Origin of the sequence: Nocardiopsis tropica (genome assembly GCF_042660575.1) — a bacterium.
GTDB classification, from domain to species: domain Bacteria; phylum Actinomycetota; class Actinomycetes; order Streptosporangiales; family Streptosporangiaceae; genus Nocardiopsis; species Nocardiopsis tropica.
This window is the reverse complement of record NZ_JBHSUF010000027.1, coordinates 33,799-51,512: the sequence shown is the minus strand read 5'-3', so window position 1 is coordinate 51,512 and position 17,714 is coordinate 33,799. Positions and strand designations below refer to the sequence as shown.

The window sequence follows — 17,714 nt, the reverse complement described above, 5'->3', positions numbered from 1 at the left end:
CACGGGTCACCGTGCGGGGCGTCCGGCCCCGCCGTCGGTCATCAGCCTCGACCGCACGAGGAACCGGCGGCCGGTCGGCGCCTCCAGGGAGAAGCCCGCGCCCCGCCCCGGGACGACGTCGATGGTCAGGTGGGTGTGGCTCCACACCGCGAACTGCGAGCGGGACATCCACACCGGCACCGGTTCGGGCGTGCCCGCGTCCAGGTAGCCCAGGTGGACGTCCGAGTCGCCCGTGCGGAACTCCCCCGCCGGGTAGCACATCGGCGAGCTGCCGTCGCAGCACCCGCCGGACTGGTGGAACATGAGCGGCCCGTGTTCGTCGCGCAGCTCGCGGAGCAGGGCCGCGGCCTTCTCGGTGACGGCGACCCGCTCCACCTCCTCGCCGCTGCCGGGGGCGCCCATCAGAAGAGCCCCGCCGCCTGGTCCGAGTAGCTGACCAGCAGGTTCTTCGTCTGCTGGTAGTGGTCGAGCATCATCTTGTGGTTCTCGCGCCCGATGCCCGACTGCTTGTAGCCGCCGAACGCGGCGTGCGCGGGGTAGGCGTGGTAGTTGTTCACCCACACGCGGCCGGCCTGGATGTCGCGGCCCGCGCGGTAGGCGGTGCTGCCGTCGCGCGTCCACACCCCCGCCCCCAGCCCGTACAGGGTGTCGTTGGCGGTCTTGACGGCGTCGTCGTAGCCGTCGAAGCGGGCGACGGACACCACCGGGCCGAAGATCTCCTCCTGGAAGACGCGCATGCCGTTCTGCCCCGCGAACACGGTCGGGGCCATGTAGTAGCCGCCGGAGAGGTCGCCGCCGAGGTCGACCCGCTCGCCCCCGGCGAGCACCTCGGCGCCCTCCCGCCGGGCGATGTCGACGTAGGAGAGGATCTTCTCCATCTGGTCGTTGCCGGCCTGCGCTCCGAGCATGGTGCCGGTGTCGAGCGGGTCGCCCTGCACGATCCGGCCGACCCGCTCCAGGGCGTCGCCCATGAACTTGTCGTAGAAGGAGTCCTGCACGAGCGCGCGGGAGGGGCAGGTGCACACCTCGCCCTGGTTGAGGGCGAACATCGCGAAGCCCTCCAGCGCCTTGTCGTAGAACGCGTCCTCGGCCGCGGCGACGTCGGCGAAGAAGAGGTTGGGGCTCTTCCCTCCCAGCTCCAGGGTGACCGGGACGAGGTTCTCCGACGCGTACTGCATGATCAGGCGCCCGGTGGTAGTCTCACCGGTGAAGGCGACCTTGCGCACCCGGGGGCTGGCGGCCAGCGGCTTCCCCGCCTCCACGCCGAAGCCGTTGACGACGTTGAGCACGCCGGGCGGCAGCAGGTCGGCGACCAGCCCGACCAGGAGCATGATGGACGCCGGGGTCTGCTCGGCGGGCTTGAGGACCACGGCGTTTCCCGCGGCGAGCGCGGGCGCCAGCTTCCAGGTGGCCATGAGCAGGGGGAAGTTCCACGGGATGATCTGCGCGACCACGCCCAGGGGCTCCTGGAAGTGGTACGCGACGGTGTCGCCGTCGATCTGGGAGTTGTGCCCCTCCTGCGCGCGGATCGCCCCGGCGAAGTAGCGGAAGTGGTCCACGGCCAGCGGGAGGTCGGCGGCCAGGCACTCGCGCACGGGCTTGCCGTTCTCCCAGGACTCCGCGACGGCCAGCCTCTCCAGGTTGTCCTCGATCCGGTCCGCGATCCGGTGGAGGACGAGGGCCCGCTCGGCCGGCGAGGTGCGGCCCCAGGCGGGGGCGGCCCCGTGGGCGGCGTCGAGCGCGAGCTCGACGTCCTCCGCACCGCTGCGCGCGACCTCCGTGAAGGTCTGCCCGGTGACGGGCGTGGGGTTCTCGAAGTAGCGGCCCCGCACGGGCGCGACCCAGTCGCCGCCGATCCAGTTGTCGTAGCGCGGCGCGTACTCGACGATGCTCCCCGGCTGTCCGGGGGGAGCGTAGACCGCCATGGTGGCCTCCTTCTTCGGTGGGGCGCCGGTGGTGCGGCCGGCGCCCGGTTCCGAGGGGTCTGGGGCCGGTGACGCTAGTCACGGCGACGTTGCGACCACGTTGCGGGAGCGGGGCGGGGCGGGGCGGGTTCAGCCGCCGAGCCAGCGCAGCCTTCCCCGGAGGGCGGCGTGGCGTGGGGACCCGGGGTCGAGGGAGCGCAGCGCCGCGGTGACCACCCGGGGGTCGTCGCGCCACTCGGGGTCCTCCGACCAGGCCAGGAGCACGCTCGGCGGGGCGTTGGCCCCGAGCACCTCGCACACCTCCGCCTGGAGGGCGTCGCGGATCTCCGCCACCCCCGGCGCCTCCGACCGGGGCAGGACCGGTCCGGCGTAGACCTCCAGCGCCCTCCGGTAGGAGCCCTCCGCCAGGTGGCGCCGGACCTCGTCGATGTCGGTGGACGGCGGGCGGAGCAGGCGGTAGGGGCGTGACGCGAGCAGGCCGGGGCCGAGCAGTCGGCGCAGCCGCGACATCTCCGCGCGGACGGTGACCGGGGAGGCGTCGTGCTCGTTCAGCCGCGCCCCGAGCGCCTCACCGGTGAGGCCGCGCGGACTGCGGGCGAGCAGGAGGAGGATCTCGGAGTGGCGGACGCTCAGCTCCGCCTCCCGGCCGTCGAGGGCGACCAGGGCCCCGGCGCGGCCCAGGACCCGCAGCGCGGGGCCCGCCGACGGGCCCCGTCCCGGGGGCGGCGCGGGACGGGCGCCGACGGCCTCCCGCACACCCGGGGCGCGGTGCGCGCCGCGGTCCCCGGGTGCGGTCCGGGAGCGGGGAGGGTGCGCGCCGAGGCGCAGGGCCCGCAGCTCCATCTCCACCGCGGTGGCGGCCGTCCGCACCAGGGCGAGGGCCTGCGGGGAGGCGAGGTGGTCCTCGCCCGTGATGTCGAGGACGCCCAGGACCTCGCCGGTGCAGGGGTCGTGGAGGGGCGCGGCCGAGCAGCTCCAGCGCTGCACGCCTCTGGAGAAGTGCTCGCTCGCGAACACCTGGACCTCGTGGTCGAGGGCCAGGGCGGTGCCGGGCGCGTTGGTCCCCGCGGACCGCTCGTGCCAGTTGGCGCCCTCCACGAAGCACATGTCCTCCGCGCTGTCGCGCAGTCGGCGGTCGCCCTCCACCCACAGCAGGCGTCCCGCGGCGTCGCCGACCGCGACGATCTGCGGACCGGGCGCGGTGTCGACCAGGAGCCGGCGCAGCAGCGGCATGGCGGCGGCCAGCGGGTGGGCGTCGCGGTGGTCCCGCAGGGCGTGCCCGGCGAGCTCGATCCGGGGCACGGTGGTGTCGGGGTCGACGCCGTGCAGGACGCTGCGCCTCCAGGACTCGCCGACGACCGCCCGGACGGGGCCGCTGACCCGGCCGGAGCCGGTGAAGCGCTCGTGTGCGGCGGCCACGTCGCGGCGCACGGCCTCGGGGTCGGTGTCCCACGACCACGCGTTCCACGTCCCGGACATCAACGGCGCTCCCCTTCGTCGAGACGACGGCGGACCGTGCCGGCGGACCGCCCCGACACCCCGATTGAAGCCGCGCCCGCCCCTCCTGACAAGTGGTTCCGCGAGAACGGACGGAGGTCCGTCCCGGTCCGGGCAGCAGTGCCCTGGGGGGGAGGAAAGCGGCCCGGGACGGTCCGGGGGCCCGGACGTGCGCGTGCCGGCCGTCGTGCCGCCCCGCGCACGGCGGATGCGGCGGGTGTCCGGGCGGGATTCCCGCAGGCAGCGGCCCTGGACGGCGGAACGCGGCGGCCCGCCGCCGTCCGGACGTCCACGCTCCGTCGTCGCCCGGTGGCACAATACGGGCCATGTCCTCTCCCCCTTCCCCCTCCTCTCCCCCGGCGCCGCACGGCGCGGGCGAGCCCCCGGTCCGACCGTCCCGGGGCGGTCCCGCCTCCCCCGAGCCCGCGCTGCGCCCCGGCAAGCACTGGTACTGGGTGGGCGGCCTGGTCTTCCCGGCCACCCTCCTCTTCGGCGTCCTCCTCCTCTCGGGCGAGGAGGACACGCCGCCGGAGATCTTCTTCGGGATCGTGACGCCGGTGCTCGGCTTCATCGCGAGCCTGGTCGTCCTCCTGGTCGTCTTCCTGGTGCGCGCCGGCCGGGAGGCGGCGCTCCGCCGGGCGCGGTACCCGCACCCGTACCCGCCGGGCGCCCACGGAGGGCCCGCCGCGCACGGGGCGTACGGCGCCGGCCCGGTCCACGCGGGACCGCCGCCTCCCCCGTTCCGTCCCCGGATCGACCGGAGGGCGATCCGCCCCCGTCCCCGGTGGTTCTGGATCGGCGGGCTGTGCGTCCCCGGGGGCATCGCGGCCGGGGCCCTCGCCATGTGGGCGGTGACGGCCTCGGGCAGTGCGCTCCCGGACTTCGCCGGACAGGTCGAGTCCCGCGGCGAGATCGCGTTCGAGGCGGCCGAGGGAGAGGACGGGGCCTGGGGGCTGTGGGTGTCGCCCGGCGACGCCTCCCACCACTACGACTGCACGGTGGAGGGGAGCGACCCGGCCGACCACCCCTTCAGCTTCCCCGGCCTCTCCTACGAGTCCGACGGCTGGAGGCTGGTCGACGCCATCGACACCCCCGTCCCGGGCGAGTACACGCTCGTCTGCGACGGGGACCCGGGCGTCTCCTACGCGGTGGGCGACATCGCCACGGCGGAGGCCGCGAACTCCCGCCGGGACTCCGGGCTCTGGGCCCTGCTGCTGCTGTCCCTGGCGGGGATCGTCGCCGGACCGGTCGTCATCGTCGTGACGGCGGTCAGGCGGGGCCGGAGCGAGGCCCGCCTGCGCGAGGAGGCGGGGCGGGAGGCGGACGGCGCCTCCGACGGACGGCCCGGCCCGGCCGCACCCCCCGGCCCCCCGGCCGCACCGTCCGGGCCCCCGGCCGGTCCTGCGGCCGGAGGCGGCGCGGACCCGCGCTACCGGGACCACGGCATCACCATCGTCCCCCCTGACCCGGAGGGCCGGCCGCGGCCGGAGTGACGTCGGCGGGGCCGGAGGGCCTTCTCCGGCCCGGGCGTCGTTTCCCGTCCGCCACGGCGTGGAGCGGCCCGGCGCCCGCGCCCCTCCCCCTGGAGTCCCTTTCCTTCCGGGACCGTGCGCGCGGCCGGCCTCAGGCGGGCCCGGGGCCGCGCCCGGCCGGGGGAGCGGAGGGCTCCTCGACCAGTGCGGCGAGCGCGATGGTCATCGCCACCCGCGCCTCCGGGTCGTCCAGCGGCAGGTCCGCGACCCCGCCCATGCGGCGCAGCCGGTACCGCACCGTGTTCGGGTGCAGGTCCAGCTCCTCCGCGGCCCGTCCCAGGTCGCCGTGCGCGTACAGCCACGCCCGCAGCGTGCGCGCGTAGTCCGTCCCGTGCGCGGCGTCGTGGCGCACCAGTTCCGCGACGGGGTTGCGGGTGGGCAGCCTGCCGGTCTCGGCCACCAGCCGCAGGCGGCGCAGCAGCACCGCGTGCCAGACGTCGTCGTAGACCACCGGCCCGGCGGTCCCCGGCGACCCCGGCCCCGCGGCCGGCGCCCCGCGCGCCCCGCTCCGCCCCGGGGGCGCCGTACGCACCCCACGGCCGTGCAGGGTCAGGCACTCGTCCGCCTCCTGCCTGCTGGCCGGGAGTTCGGAGGGGTCGGCGGCGCCGCCCACGCCGGCGGCAACGCCCAGCTGGTCCGGCAGCCCGCGCACCGTCGACCGCACCCACTCCACCGCCGGCGAGGGGTCGTCCCCGCACGGCAGCACCGTGTAGACGGTCGTTCCGAGCAGGGTGCTGCGACCGGGACGCGACCACCCGAAACCCGTGGTGACCAGCTCGAACAGGTGCAGGATCGCCGCCTCCGGCTCGGTCCTGGCCCTCGCCTGGAACGCGATCACCCGCAGGCCCGTGGCGGGCAGGCCGAGGCGGCCGGCCGTCTGCGCCGGGTCCGCCGACCCCTCCAGCAGGTCGATCACCGACTCCGACTCCACCTGGCGTTCCAGGTCGCTGCTCACCCTCGCGCGCAGCATGTGCAGTCCCACGGTGTGCGCTCCCTCGCGCAGGGCGCGGGAGCGCCCGGCGTCCAGCGGGGCGTCGCACACCACCCACAGGGAGCCCAGGAGTTCGCGCCCCACCCGGATCGGCGCGGCCGTGCGCCCGCCCAGCCCGAGTTCGGGCACTCCGGGGACGAAGCGGGGCTCGGCGGAGGCCGCCAGCCCGGCGAACACCCCGTCGGCGTCGAGGCGTTCCCGGACCTCCTCCGGGGCCCTCCGGTCGATCACGGTGGCCCGGCGCACCCGGTCGGTGTCCCCCTGGGAGGCGGAGTAGGCGACGACGCGGGAGGAGCGGTCCTCGATCGTGACCGGTCCGCCGACCTCGGCCGCGACCGTGTCCGCGAGGGTGAACAGGTCGCTCGGCCCGCGTCCCGCCTCGGTCTCGCGGCCCTCCAGCACCAGGCCGTAGACGACGCCGGAGATCTGGCTCCAGGACACCGCGGGGTCGACGACGAGGAGGGCCAGCCCGCGCGCCCGGAGGTGTTCGCGCACGTCGTCCGCGGGGTCCGCGGCGGAGCGGAGGAGGACGACGGTGGCGCGCGCCTGCTCCGCGAGGCGGACCGCCTCGGCCGCGGAGTCCACCCCGACCGCGAGGAACGCGTCGCCCAGGGGCGGGGCATCGTCGGTGGGATCGTGCATGGCGACGCTGCGCAGCTCCCTGCGGCGCAGGCCCTCGGCGCCCATCAGCCTGGCGCCGTACCCGCCCAGCACGTTGACGAGCCGGTCGAGGTTGATCATCTCCCGCTCCCCCTCCCACCACGATGTTGTCGGATCTCGACAAAACCAGGTCACGGGAATGTCGGCCCAGGATAACCCCGTCCCCCTCCGCCGTGGACACACTCGGTAATGAGCGGCAGCACCCCCCTCGCCGGCCCTCGCTGTGTTTCTCCACCCACGGACCGATCCGTGGCGTGGGCCCGTGAAGACAAGGAACGTTCCATGACCAGGACCACCGACCGATGGATGACCAGGGAGGGCTACGAACGCCTCCAGGAGGAGCTGCGAGTGCTGCGCGGCCTCCCCGACGACGACCCGGACACCTCCGGGGCGGACGGGGGCGCGGGGAGCACAGTCCCCGCGCCCCGCTACATTCACGACCCGGCGGTGCGGCAGGCCCGCGTCCACACCATCGAGCGCCTGCTCAGCGAGGCCGTGGTGGACGAGGCCGCCCCCGACGACGGGATCGCGTCGCCGGGCAAGGTGCTCACCATCCGCTACGACGGCGAGGACGAGGCCGAGGAGTTCCTGCTGGGCCTGCGGGACGCGTCCGTCGCGGACCGGATGACGGTGTACTCGCCGGAGTCGCCGCTGGGGGCGTCCCTGCTGGGCGCCCGCCGGGGCGAGCGGCGCACGTTCACCTCTCCGCGCGGCGCGGTCATCGGGGTCACCCTGCTGGGCGCGGAACCGTACCGGGCCTTCGTGGCGGGCTGACGCCGGGCCCCATCGACCGGGCGGCCGCCCCCGGGAAAGCGGGCGACCGCCCCAGGCCCGTCCGCCCGACTGGGAGGGCGGACGGGCCGACACGGGGGCGGCCCCTCCTCTCCGGAGGCGGGGCCGCCCCCGTTCCCCTCCCACGGCCGCTCCCCCGCAGCCGCGCCGGCCTCCCGGCACGCGGCCGAGGACGCGCGAACCCTCCCGTGACGTGCGAACCCCCTGTACGGCCACGCGCCCGCCGGGGGACTCCGCCCCATAGGATGCGACGCATGGGCGAGGCTGCGGAAACGGTGTCGGAGGAGCCCGGCCCCGGCCGGACCCTGGTGCTGTCGGTCGGCCTGACACTGCTGTTCAACGCGGTGATCCTGCCCGAGTGGCTCCGCGCCCTCGACGGCGCCGGCTCCCCCGCCCTGCGCACGCTCGCCGCCGTCCTCGCGGCGGCCTACGTCGCCGGGTGCGCCGCGGCCGTCCCCCTGGCCCCGCGCCTGGGGAGCGGCGCACGCCACCTGGCCTGCGCCGCCCTGCTCCTGCTGGGCTGCGCGCTGTTCGCGGTCCTCGGGCTGCCGCACTCGTGGGTCCTCGTCTTCGGGCTCGCCGTCACCGCCGCGATCCTGCCCCTGCGCCCCACGCTGTGGGCCACCGTCCTCACCGTGGTCGGTGTGACCGCCGTGGCGCTGGCCACCGGCCGGGTGGGCGAGCAGTTCGGCAACCTCGTCATCATCACCACCGTCACCGTCGCCACGGCCCTGGCCGTGCGGCTGGTGGAGGCCAACGCCGAGCTCCGCCGCGCCCGCGACCAGGCCGCGCAGCTCGCCGTCCTCCGGGAGCGCGAACGCTTCGCCCGCGACCTGCACGACCTGCTCGGCCACAGCCTCACGACCATCGTGCTCAAGGCCGGCGTGGGCCGCCGGATCCTCGAATCCACGGGTGACGCCGACCGGGCGGCGGCGGAGCTGCGGGACCTGGAGGACCTGGGCCGGCGGTCGCTGGCCGAGGTGCGCGCCGCCGTCTCCGGGTCGCGCCGGGTCACCCTGTCGGCCGAGCTCCTGCGCGCCGAGTCGGTGCTGCGCGCGGCCGACGTCGCCCTCGAACTGTCGCCGGGCGCGAACCCCGCGGGTCCCGGTCCCGCCGGGACCGCGGAGACGTCAGTCCTCCGCCGCGAAGGGACCGGCGCCTCGGGCGGCACCGACGAGGTCGACGAGGTCCTGGGGTTCGTGCTGCGGGAGGCGGTCACCAACGTGGTCCGCCACTCCGGTGCGTCCCGGGTGCGCGTCGCCCTGGGGCCGGGCTGGATCGAGGTCGGCGACGACGGCCGAGCCCGGCCAGGCGGGGTCGTGCCGGGCGGCGGCCTGCTCGGACTGGAGGACCGCGTCACCGGGGCGGGCGGCGCCCTGACCGTGGAGCCGCGGCCCGGGGGCGGGCTCCTCGTCCGGGCCGAGTTCCCGGCGGGCCCGGACGGCGCCGGGGAGGAGGTCCCCCGGTCGGACGACGCGACCGGTGCGCGGTCCGGGGACGCGGGCGCGACCGGCGGCCCACCGGGGGACGACACGGAACCGGACACGGCGCGCGGCGCCGACGGCGGCGGGGAGCGGGGATGAGCGGGACGATCAGGGTGCTGGTCGCGGACGACCAGGCCCTCGTGCGCGGGGCCCTCGCCACCGTGCTGGACCTGGAGGCCGACATCGAGGTCGTGGCGCGGGCCGGGTCCGGCGCGACGGCGCTCGCCGAGGCGCGCCGCGTCCGGCCCGACGTGGCCGTGCTGGACGTGCAGATGCCCGACGGGGACGGGATCGGCGTCTGCGCCGAGCTGGTGGCGGCCCTGCCCGGCTGCCGCGTGCTCATGTGCACGACGTTCGGCCGCCCCGGCTACCTGTCCCGGGCCCTGGCGGCGGGGGCGACCGGGTTCGTGGTCAAGGACGCCTCCCCCGAGGACCTGGTGGACGCGGTCCGCCGGGTCCACCGGGGGCTGCGCGTGGTGGACCCCGCCCTGGCGGTGGAGTCGCTCGCGCACGGCACCAGCCCGCTGACCCCCCGCGAGCGCGAGGTCCTGGCGGCCGTGGCGGGCGGGGGCGACGACGTGGCGGCGCTCGCCCGCTCCCTCGGGATGAGCCGGGGGACGCTGCGCAACCACCTGTCGTCGGCCATCGGCAAGACGGGGACCCGGACGCGCGCGGAGGCGGCCCGGGTCGCCGAGCGCAACGGCTGGCTCTGAGCCCTCAGGTGTCCCTGCGCCGGTTCGCGCCGTGGGCGAGCAGGAGGAGCGCGACAGTCCACACCGCCAGGACCAGAAGCGCGGACCACGGGCTCGTGTGGCCCGGTCCCGCGATCCCCGCGAGCACGTGGACGGCCTCCCCCGGCAGGAACGGCACGACCGCCGGCCCTCCCGGCAGCCAGCCCGCGACGGTGGGCGCGACCAGCAGGGCCGCCACCCCCGCCACGCCGCCCGCGGTGGACCGGGCGAGGTCGGCGAGGGCCACCGCGGCCGACGCGTAGAACGGGCCCATCAGCGAGGCGCCGAGCACGACCCGCCACACCGCCGGGTCGGTCGCGTCCCAGGCCGGGAGCCCGGAGAGCCACAGGACCAGCAGGCTGACCAGGGCCGCGCCGACCGCCGCCACGAGCGACACCGCCCAGGAGGCGGTTGCCGCGACCAGGGCCCTGGCGGCGAGCACGCGCCCCCGGGAGGGCGTGGCCGTGAACGTCGTCCGGATCATCCCCGTCGCGTACTCGCCCCCCGTGGCCGAGGCGGCGAGCACCGCCAGCACCAGGGCGGCGGCGTCGACGCCGAGCAGTCCCGCGGTCAGCACGTCGAAGACGGGCTGCTCGGCCAGCGGGACGCCGGTCGTGGCGCCGAAGGTCAGGCAGAACAGAGCGGCGACCAGGAGCGCGAGCGCGACGGCTCCCGCCGCCGTCCGGCGGTTGCGGGGCAGGCCCGCCAACTTGGTCCACTCCGCCGCCACGGTGTCCCGGGCGGTGGGTCGACGGTGGTCCACGGCGGTCATCGGACCATTCCCCTTCCTTGCGGCTTCCGGGTGTTCGCGTCTGCGGCGCCGGGCTCCCCGGTCCGGCCCTCGTGTCGGCCCCGGCCCCGGGTGAGGGCCATGAACGCGTCCTCCAGCCGGGCCCGGACCGGCACCAGCTCGTGCACGGGGATCCCGTGCCGGGCGGCCAGGTCGCCCACCCGGGCGGCGTCGGCCCCGGTCACGGCGATCCGGCCGCCCCGTCCGCCGTCCACCGTCGCGCCCTCGCGGCGCAGCAGGGCGGCCAGTTCGTCCGCGCGCGGCGAGACGGCCTCGACCCGTGTTCCCGCACCGGTGGCGACCAGCTCGGCGAGGCCGACGTCCGCGACGAGCCTGCCGCCGCCGATGACCAGCACGTGGTCGGCGGTGGCCTCCATCTCGTTCATCAGGTGGCTGGACAGGAGGACGGTGCGCCCCTCCTCGGCGAACCCCTTCAGCAGGCGGCGCGTCCAGACGATGCCCTCGGGGTCCAGTCCGTTGAGGGGCTCGTCCAGCAGGAGCACGCCCGGGTCCCCGAGCAGCGCGGCGGCGATGCCGAGCCGCTGGCGCATCCCGAGCGAGTAGTGGCGGATCCGGCGTCCGCCGACCTCCTCCAGGCCGACGAGGCCGAGCACGTCGTCCACCCGCGCGCGGCCGATGCCGCCCGCGCGGGCCAGCCAGAGCAGGTGGTTCGCCCCCGTGCCCCCGGGGTCGACGGCGGCGGGGTCGAGCAGGGCCCCGACCTCCCGCGCGGGCGCGGCGAGACGCCGGTACGCGGTCCCCCCGATCCGGGCGTCCCCCGAGGTGGGGGTGTCCAGGCCCAGGAGCATCCGCAGGGTCGTGCTCTTTCCGGCCCCGTTGGGGCCGAGGAAGCCCGTCACCCGGCCGGGGGCCACGGTGAAGGTCAGGCCGTCCACCGCCAGGTTCTCCCCGTACCTCTTGGTCAGTCCGCGAACGCTGATCATCGCTCTCCTCCGGTGTCTGCCTCCAGGCTGTCCCGGATCGGAGGGGAGGGCGTAGGCCGTCCGTCAGGAGGTGACCGTGACAGGTGTCAGGGGTGCCGCGGCGCCCCGGGCGGGGCTGCGCTCCCCCGGGCCCGGCTCCCCCTGGGCCGGGGGTAGCATTCTGACCCCCGCCCACCCCTTCGCCGGTCCCATCGGAGCCCCGTGTCGCCCCACCACCCGCCGTTCCCTCCCCTCCTCCCGGGCGACCCCCGGACGGTCGGGGGCTACCGCACCGTCGGCCGCCTGGGCAGCGGGGGCATGGGCGCGGTCTACGCCGCCGCCGACCCCTCCGGCCGGCTGATCGCCGTCAAACTGGTCCACGCCGACCTGGCCGCCGACCGCGACTTCCGGGCCCGGTTCCACCGGGAGGCCTCACTGGTCCGACGGGTGGTCAGCCCCTGCGTGCCGCGGTTCGTGGCGAGCGACACCCGGGCCGCGCAGCCGTGGCTCGCCACCGAGTACGTTCCGGGCCCGACCCTGCGGCGGCACGTGGACGAACACGGGCCGCTGTCCGGCGCCCCGCTGCACGCCTTCGCCACCGGTGTCGCGGAGGCGCTGCGGGCCGTCCACGCCGCCGGGGTCGTCCACCGCGACCTCAAGCCCGGCAACGTCGTCCTCTCCGGGGACGGGCCCAAGGTGCTGGACTTCGGCATCGCCCGCGCCCTGCACGAGACCGCGATCACGCGCACCGGCGGCCTGTTCGGCACTCCGGGGTGGGTCGCCCCGGAACTGCTGCGCGGAGCGCCGCCCGGCCCGGCCGCCGACGTGTTCGCGTGGGGCGGCCTGGTGGCCTTCGCCGCCACCGGCCGGGCCCCGTTCGGTGCGGGCTCCGCCGAGTCCGCCGCCCTGCGCGTCCTGGAGGGCGAACCCGACCTCGACGGCGTGCCGGAGAACCTGCTCGGCCTGGTGCGGGGCGCGCTCGCCCGCGACCCCGGCCGGCGCCTCACCGTCCCCGCGCTCCTGGCGGGCCTCCTCGGGCCGCGCCTCGACGCCGGCGCCGGCCACGAGGAGACGACCGCCCTGGTCACCGTGGTGATCGCGGACGGATGGGAGGCGCCGCCGGCCCCGGCCGTGCCGCCCCCTCCTCCGACCCGCCCCTCCGCGCCCCCCGCCCGGAGAGCGGGCCGTCCGCCCGGACGTCCCGGTCGCGGGGGCCGCCCGTGGACGGCGGTCGGCGCCGCGCTCGCCACGCTCGTGCTGGTCGTCGGGGGCTCCTGGTACGCGGGGGACCGCTTCGGCCGAGCGGACCAGGCCGCGGAGGGCGACGACGGAGGCGACGGCGCCCCGGCCTCCCCCTCCGGGGAGCTGGCGGTGACCGTCCCCGGCGACAACGTGATGATGGTCCTCGCGGACCCCTCCGGGGGCATGGGGGCCGCCGACGGGTTCGCCGGGTGGACGTACGAGCCGCCCGAGGGGTTCGCCCGCGAGGACCACGCCATCGCGACCATGAACATCTACGTCACCTACCTCGACACCGCCGCCATGGAGGAGTCGGACGGCCTCACCGTCAGCGGGGACATCACCTACCTGCCCGAGAGCGGCGGCTACACGCTCCGCTCCGACGACATCACCCTCTACGAGGTCGGCCCCGGCCTGGAGTCCGTGCCCGAGGACCCCGACGACGGCAGGGAGGGCTACCGCGTGGAGGGCCGGACGCTCGCGGAGCTGACGCCGTCCGACCCCACCGCCGAGTTCTCGTTCGACGTGCCCGGCGCGCCCAGCTCCGTCCTGGTCGCCTACCGCCCCGACCCCGGGGAGGCCCCGAGCGGGGAGTACGCGGCGGTGCGGAGCCAGGGCGCCTACATGTGCGGGACCGCCTGGACCCAGATCTCGACGAGCACCATGGACGGGTCGTTCGACGGCGACCCCTGCCCCACCCTCGACTCGGTGGCGGGTGAGGAGGGCCTGTGAGCTTCGCACCCGTCCGTCCCGGCGACCCGGCCACCGTGGGCGCCTTCCGCGTCGTGGGCCGGATCGGCAGCGGGGGCATGGGCACCGTCTACGCGGGCACGGCCGGGCGGGGCGGTTACGTCGCCGTCAAGGTCATCCGGGCCGACCTGGCGGAGGACCCCGCCCTGAGGGACCGCTTCACACGCGAGGTCCGCCTGCTCCGACGCGTGCGCAGCCGCGCCGTGCCCGCCTTCGTCGCGGCCGGCGTCGACGGCGGGAACCCGTGGCTGGCCACGGAGTTCGTGCCCGGCCGGACCCTGTCCGACCACGTGCGGAGCCACGGGCCGCTCACCGGACCCCCGCTCGACGGGTTGGCGGTCGGGACCGCCGAGGCGCTGCGCGCCGTCCACGCCGCCGGGATCGTCCACCGCGACCTCAAGCCCGGCAACGTCATGCTCTCCCCCGAGGGGCCGAAGGTGCTGGACTTCGGCATCTCGCGTGCTCTGGACGAGACCGTGCTGACCAGGACCGGGGGGCTCTTCGGCACGCCCGGGTGGATCGCGCCCGAGCTGCTGCGCGGAGCGCCGCCCTCCCCCGCCGCCGACGTGTTCGCGTGGGGCGCGCTGGTCGCCCACGCCGCGTCCGGGCGTCCGCCGTTCGGGACGGGGCCGGCGGACGCGCTCGTGTACCGGGTGCTCAGGGAGGAGCCCGACCTGTCCGCGGTCCCGGCTCGGCTGCTCCCGCTCGTGGCAGCCGCCCTGGACAAGGAGCCGGGGCGCAGGCCCACCGCGGCCCAACTGGTGTCGTCCCTGACGGGGACCTCCTCCGACCTGCTCTCGGACGAGGTGGCGGCGGCCGTCGACAGGGCCCTGGACCGCTCCTGGCGCGAGATCCGGGCGGACCTCCCCGCCGCGCCCCGGCCCCGGCGCCCCCGCGCGCTCCTCGCCGCGGGCGCCGCCCTGCTCCTCGTACTGGCCGTGGCGGCGGGGGCGGTGGCGGCCCGCGTCCTCGCTCCCGGAGCCGGGCCGGGCGGAACTGCGGACGGGCCCGCGCCGGACGCGGCCGGGGCCGACGCGGAGGCGCACGCCGGCTGGACGCGGTCGGACGTCCGGACGGGCGGTCACAACGTCGAGTGGTGGACCGAGTCCCGGACCGGCGCCGACCTGGTGGTGAACCCCGCCGAGGCCGCCCCCGGAGACCGGCCGTCCTTCGCGGCCTCGCCCGACTCGTTCGAGAGCGCGTTCAGCATGTCCGTGGACTCGGTCGACGCGACCCCCGACGGCGTCCGGTTCGCGTTCACCGTCGACCTCATGGAGGTCGAGCTCGGCGACGACGTCCCGTCGATGCTCGCCGTCACGGCCGGGGAGGAGCCCCTGGCGCCGTCCGGGGTGGAGGCCGACGGGGAGATCGGGGCGGGCAGCGCGTTCGCGGTCACCTTCGACGGGGCGCCCGACGAAGGCCTGCTCGTCCTCGCGAGCCCGGGCTACGTCCCGAACGTGTCCGGGCTCCCGCCGACCGGGCTCTGCTACGACGCGTCCGAGCGGACCCTGTCCTCCGACCTTTCCTCGTGCGACGGGGGGACCGCCACCGGGTAGGGCGTGACGGCACCGGTGTCCTCGCCGACTGGAAGGACGCGCAGCTCCTCAGCGGTCACCCGGTTGGCCCGTCGTCCTCGAAGTACAGTTCCAACGCCTCTGTGAGCGCTGCCGACGCCTCCTGCTCGGTTTCACCTTGCGAGGCCACCCCAACGCCCACCGCTTGCGCTACGTACCCTCCGGCCCAGGGGTCGTGGCTAAGGATCCGGTCGTGCGGATCCGTGCCCGCCACGAGGTGTCCGGCGTCGGGAAGGCGCTCCCGGCCCCGGCCCGTCACCGGCCGACCCGCTGGGCGGCCTCGCCGATCATCCGCGCGACCTCCTTCGCCGCGTCCCGGGCCGCGTCGGCATCGGAGGCCCCGCCCACAATCCCCTCCAGCTCGCGGAGGCGGTCGGCACGCCGGCGACAGCTCCGGAGTTCGACGAACACCGCCCATCGGAAAAGACAGGTGTGCACGGGAACGGCGCTGCCGGTCAGCACCGCTTCGTGCGACGCCCGGTGGAACTCGGCGTCGAAGCGGACGGCCTCCGCCGGATCGATCCCGGAAAGCGCGTCCCTGAGCGCCTGTTCAGTCATGGAAGGGGTCGGGAACAGCGGTTCGTCGTGGCCGACAGTTCCACGAGCGGTCTCCGAACCCATCCCATCCCCGATCCTGGACGCGAGCAGGACACCGGGGCAGCAATCCGCCGCCGGTTCGCGGCGGGTCGCCCCGCGGGGACTCGCACGCACCTCTGCGGCCCGTCCCCGTGTACCGGGGGCCAGGTTCTCCCCAGGCTAGCGTGGCCGTCTCACGGAGAGGCGGCAACCGGGGAACGAAGCCGCTCACCGTGGCCGCCCCCGAGGCGCCACCCCGGGCCCACCTCCGGGAAGGGCCGTCTGCTGTCCTTCGGGGAGGACCGGGCGACCGTGCCCGGCGCCCTCCACGGATCGAAGGGAATCCCCTGATGCTGCACGCCCGTACCGCCCCGCACGAGAAGCGCCGCGCCCTGCGCGAGGCCCTGTCCTCGGGACGCCTGATGCGCGTGCCCGGCGCGGTCAACCCGCTCACCGCGGTGCTCGTCCAGGAACTCGGCTTCGACGGCGCGTACGTGTCGGGCGCGGTCGTGGCCGCCGACCTGGCCCTGCCCGACATCGGCCTGACCACGCTGTCCGAGGTCGCGACGCGGGGCGGCCAGATCGCCCGGGTGACCGACCTGCCCACGCTCATCGACGCGGACACGGGCTTCGGGGAACCCATGAACGCCGCCCGCACCGTCCAGGCCCTGGAGGACGCGGGGCTCGCCGGGTGCCACCTGGAGGACCAGGTGAACCCCAAGCGCTGCGGCCACCTGGACGGCAAGGCGGTCGTCGGCGCCGACGAGATGGTCCGGCGGATCCGGGCGGCGGTCAGTGCCCGGCGCGACGACGGGTTCGTGATCTGCGCGCGCACCGACGCCGCCGCGGTCGAGGGCCTGGACGCCGCGATCGAGCGCGCGCGGGCCTACGTGGACGCGGGCGCCGACATGGTCTTCCCTGAGGCGATGCGCGGACCCGCCGACTTCGAGGCGTTCCGCGCGGCGGTGGACGTGCCGCTGCTCGCCAACATGACCGAGTTCGGCAAGAGCGAGCTGCTGACCGCCGGACAGCTGGAGTCCCTCGGGATGAACATGGTGGTCTACCCGGTCACCACGCTCCGCCTGGCCATGGGCGCGGTCGAGGACGGGCTGCGGACCCTGCGCGACGAGGGCACCCAGGAGGGCCTGGTCGACCGGATGCAGACCCGCAAGCGCCTCTACGAACTGCTCGACTACCCCGCCTACAACGCCTTCGACGGCGGCGTCTTCGACTTCACGGTCTGAACGGTCGCGGTGGGACGGTGGTCGGCACGGCGATCGGCGGGGCCCTGCCGGGCGGTCCCGCCCGGGGAGTCCGTCGCGCGGACGGCGGGCTCCCCGGGACGCCGGAACGGCTAGTGGCCGCCCGGGCCGGGCTGGTTCGGCTGCCCCGGATATCCGGGCTGCCCGAGGTGGCCGGGGTATCCGCCCTGGCCGGGGTGGCCGGGCTGCGGGTAGCCCTGGCCGATCTGCCCGGGGTGACCGGACTGCGGATATCCGCCCTGGCCGGGATGGCCCGGCTGCGGGTAGCCGCCCTGGACCGGCGGGTGGCCGGCGGGGGCGTTCGGGTCGGTGGCCCGGAACCACTCCTTCGAGGACGGGCTCTCGATCAGGCACAGCACGGAGATCGCCAGGCCCAGCCCGAGTGCGGGGTTGGAGCCGGTCAGGATGCTGAGGACCGCGTTGGCCAGCGCGAGGCCGATCACGACGCGCAGGAGGTTGCGGGCCCGGGGGCCGCCCTTGCCCATCTCCACGATGACGTAGACCTCGAAGGCGGTGATGAGGAGGCCGATGACCAGGACCGCCACGAGGGCCGCCATGGGCATGCCCGCCTCGGCCTCGACCTCGGCGGCGGGCAGCGTCATGAGGACGAGGAGGCCGAGGAAGGCCGCCCCGTAGAGGAGGACGGCGATGACCGCCCGGATGATCAGGATGACCCTGACCGCCTTGAGGGCGGTCGGCATGGGAGGTCTGGGAGCAGGGGGATACACGGGGAGGTTCCTTGTCGTCGGGATCACGGACGATCCACGGGCGTTGCCGGTGATACGACTCCCCGGCGCGACCGATGGTTCCCCCGAGGGTACGGTCCCTCCCCTGGGGCGGTCGGCCGGGCCCCGCAGCGCGCCGTCGCCGGGGTTCCGGGCGCTCCACCCCCACCATGAAGAGTGACCTGCATCACATACACGGCCTCCCGCCTCGGAAAACTCCCCCGCACCAGAAGCACGCGCTGTTACCCCTGTTGACTCAAGCG

General features: G+C 76.0%; 15 protein-coding genes. 7 read left to right on the top strand and 8 right to left on the bottom strand.

Features of this window, described 5'->3' with window-relative positions:
• Positions 1-6 precede the first annotated feature (6 nt).
• The 3 genes from ACFQBR_RS30610 to ACFQBR_RS30600 form a co-directional block, all read right to left on the bottom strand.
• Positions 7-402, bottom strand: coding sequence for a DUF779 domain-containing protein (locus ACFQBR_RS30610; RefSeq protein ID WP_344182376.1), 396 nt, complete (start codon positions 400-402; stop codon positions 7-9).
• Positions 402-1,925, bottom strand: coding sequence for an acetaldehyde dehydrogenase ExaC (gene exaC / locus ACFQBR_RS30605; protein ID WP_267946922.1), 1,524 nt, complete (start codon positions 1,923-1,925; stop codon positions 402-404). Before exaC ends, ACFQBR_RS30610 begins: the two co-directional genes overlap by 1 nt.
• A 129-nt stretch (positions 1,926-2,054) precedes the next feature.
• Positions 2,055-3,404 carry a GAF domain-containing protein gene (locus ACFQBR_RS30600; protein ID WP_378554924.1) on the bottom strand — a complete coding sequence of 450 codons (1,350 nt, stop codon included), beginning with the start codon at positions 3,402-3,404 and terminating at the stop codon, positions 2,055-2,057.
• Between the two features lie 344 nt (positions 3,405-3,748).
• On the opposite strand from ACFQBR_RS30600, the gene ACFQBR_RS30595 reads away from it, so the two are divergent.
• A complete protein-coding gene (locus ACFQBR_RS30595; protein ID WP_344182984.1) occupies positions 3,749-4,915 on the top strand; it encodes a hypothetical protein in 1,167 nt (388 codons plus the stop codon).
• A 130-nt stretch (positions 4,916-5,045) separates the two neighbouring features.
• On the opposite strand, the gene ACFQBR_RS30590 is transcribed toward ACFQBR_RS30595, so the two are convergent.
• Positions 5,046-6,686: a helix-turn-helix domain-containing protein gene (locus tag ACFQBR_RS30590; RefSeq protein WP_344182982.1), complete on the bottom strand. Its 1,641-nt coding sequence runs from the start codon at positions 6,684-6,686 to the stop codon at positions 5,046-5,048.
• A gap of 201 nt (positions 6,687-6,887) precedes the next feature.
• Here ACFQBR_RS30590 and ACFQBR_RS30585 point away from each other — a divergent pair, with 201 nt between their 5' ends.
• From ACFQBR_RS30585 to ACFQBR_RS30575, 3 genes are all read left to right on the top strand, one after another.
• The gene (locus ACFQBR_RS30585; protein ID WP_344182980.1) at positions 6,888-7,379 is read left to right on the top strand and encodes a GreA/GreB family elongation factor; all 492 of its coding nucleotides are present in this window, start codon (positions 6,888-6,890) and stop codon (positions 7,377-7,379) included.
• 272 nt (positions 7,380-7,651) lie between these two features.
• A complete protein-coding gene (locus tag ACFQBR_RS30580) occupies positions 7,652-8,980 on the top strand; it encodes a sensor histidine kinase (RefSeq protein WP_344182978.1) in 1,329 nt (442 codons plus the stop codon).
• Positions 8,977-9,594, top strand: a complete 618-nt coding sequence (locus tag ACFQBR_RS30575) for a response regulator transcription factor (protein WP_344182976.1) — start codon at positions 8,977-8,979, stop codon at positions 9,592-9,594. Before ACFQBR_RS30580 ends, ACFQBR_RS30575 begins: the two co-directional genes overlap by 4 nt.
• 4 nt (positions 9,595-9,598) lie before the next feature.
• On the opposite strand, the gene ACFQBR_RS30570 is transcribed toward ACFQBR_RS30575, so the two are convergent.
• Both ACFQBR_RS30570 and ACFQBR_RS30565 read right to left on the bottom strand, forming a co-directional pair.
• Positions 9,599-10,384 carry an ABC transporter gene (locus ACFQBR_RS30570; RefSeq protein ID WP_344182974.1) on the bottom strand — a complete coding sequence of 262 codons (786 nt, stop codon included), beginning with the start codon at positions 10,382-10,384 and terminating at the stop codon, positions 9,599-9,601.
• Complete coding sequence (locus ACFQBR_RS30565) at positions 10,381-11,346, bottom strand: ABC transporter ATP-binding protein (protein WP_344182972.1); 966 nt, start codon at positions 11,344-11,346, stop codon at positions 10,381-10,383. The genes ACFQBR_RS30570 and ACFQBR_RS30565 overlap by 4 nt, the downstream gene beginning before the upstream one ends.
• 201 nt (positions 11,347-11,547) lie before the next feature.
• On the opposite strand from ACFQBR_RS30565, the gene ACFQBR_RS30560 reads away from it, so the two are divergent.
• Positions 11,548-13,296 carry a serine/threonine-protein kinase gene (locus ACFQBR_RS30560; protein WP_344182970.1) on the top strand — a complete coding sequence of 583 codons (1,749 nt, stop codon included), beginning with the start codon at positions 11,548-11,550 and terminating at the stop codon, positions 13,294-13,296.
• Positions 13,293-14,870 (top strand): serine/threonine-protein kinase, encoded by a 1,578-nt coding sequence (locus tag ACFQBR_RS30555; RefSeq protein ID WP_378554923.1) that lies wholly within the window; start codon positions 13,293-13,295, stop codon positions 14,868-14,870. The genes ACFQBR_RS30560 and ACFQBR_RS30555 overlap by 4 nt, the downstream gene beginning before the upstream one ends.
• Positions 14,871-15,143: 273 nt before the next feature.
• On the opposite strand, the gene ACFQBR_RS30550 is transcribed toward ACFQBR_RS30555, so the two are convergent.
• A complete protein-coding gene (locus ACFQBR_RS30550) occupies positions 15,144-15,446 on the bottom strand; it encodes a hypothetical protein (protein ID WP_344182965.1) in 303 nt (100 codons plus the stop codon).
• A 368-nt stretch (positions 15,447-15,814) separates the two neighbouring features.
• Here ACFQBR_RS30550 and prpB point away from each other — a divergent pair, with 368 nt between their 5' ends.
• The gene (gene prpB, locus ACFQBR_RS30545) at positions 15,815-16,708 is read left to right on the top strand and encodes a methylisocitrate lyase (protein ID WP_344182963.1); all 894 of its coding nucleotides are present in this window, start codon (positions 15,815-15,817) and stop codon (positions 16,706-16,708) included.
• A gap of 110 nt (positions 16,709-16,818) precedes the next feature.
• On the opposite strand, the gene ACFQBR_RS30540 is transcribed toward prpB, so the two are convergent.
• The gene (locus ACFQBR_RS30540) at positions 16,819-17,427 is read right to left on the bottom strand and encodes a hypothetical protein (protein ID WP_344182961.1); all 609 of its coding nucleotides are present in this window, start codon (positions 17,425-17,427) and stop codon (positions 16,819-16,821) included.
• Positions 17,428-17,714 lie beyond the last annotated feature (287 nt).

Excerpts from the sequence above, each read along its gene's own strand:
- prpB (WP_344182963.1), top strand. The coding sequence starts at position 15,815 with ATGCTGCACGCCCGTACCGCCCCGCACGAGAAGCGCCGCGCCCTGCGC.
- ACFQBR_RS30585 (WP_344182980.1), top strand. The coding sequence starts at position 6,888 with ATGACCAGGACCACCGACCGATGGATGACCAGGGAGGGCTACGAACGC.
- ACFQBR_RS30550 (WP_344182965.1), bottom strand. The coding sequence starts at position 15,446 with ATGACTGAACAGGCGCTCAGGGACGCGCTTTCCGGGATCGATCCGGCG.
- ACFQBR_RS30580 (WP_344182978.1), top strand. The coding sequence starts at position 7,652 with ATGGGCGAGGCTGCGGAAACGGTGTCGGAGGAGCCCGGCCCCGGCCGG.
- ACFQBR_RS30600 (WP_378554924.1), bottom strand. The coding sequence starts at position 3,404 with ATGTCCGGGACGTGGAACGCGTGGTCGTGGGACACCGACCCCGAGGCC.
- ACFQBR_RS30540 (WP_344182961.1), bottom strand. The coding sequence starts at position 17,427 with ATGCCGACCGCCCTCAAGGCGGTCAGGGTCATCCTGATCATCCGGGCG.
- ACFQBR_RS30570 (WP_344182974.1), bottom strand. The coding sequence starts at position 10,384 with ATGACCGCCGTGGACCACCGTCGACCCACCGCCCGGGACACCGTGGCG.
- ACFQBR_RS30595 (WP_344182984.1), top strand. The coding sequence starts at position 3,749 with ATGTCCTCTCCCCCTTCCCCCTCCTCTCCCCCGGCGCCGCACGGCGCG.
- ACFQBR_RS30590 (WP_344182982.1), bottom strand. The coding sequence starts at position 6,686 with ATGATCAACCTCGACCGGCTCGTCAACGTGCTGGGCGGGTACGGCGCC.
- ACFQBR_RS30565 (WP_344182972.1), bottom strand. The coding sequence starts at position 11,346 with ATGATCAGCGTTCGCGGACTGACCAAGAGGTACGGGGAGAACCTGGCG.
- exaC (WP_267946922.1), bottom strand. The coding sequence starts at position 1,925 with ATGGCGGTCTACGCTCCCCCCGGACAGCCGGGGAGCATCGTCGAGTAC.
- ACFQBR_RS30575 (WP_344182976.1), top strand. The coding sequence starts at position 8,977 with ATGAGCGGGACGATCAGGGTGCTGGTCGCGGACGACCAGGCCCTCGTG.
- ACFQBR_RS30610 (WP_344182376.1), bottom strand. The coding sequence starts at position 402 with ATGGGCGCCCCCGGCAGCGGCGAGGAGGTGGAGCGGGTCGCCGTCACC.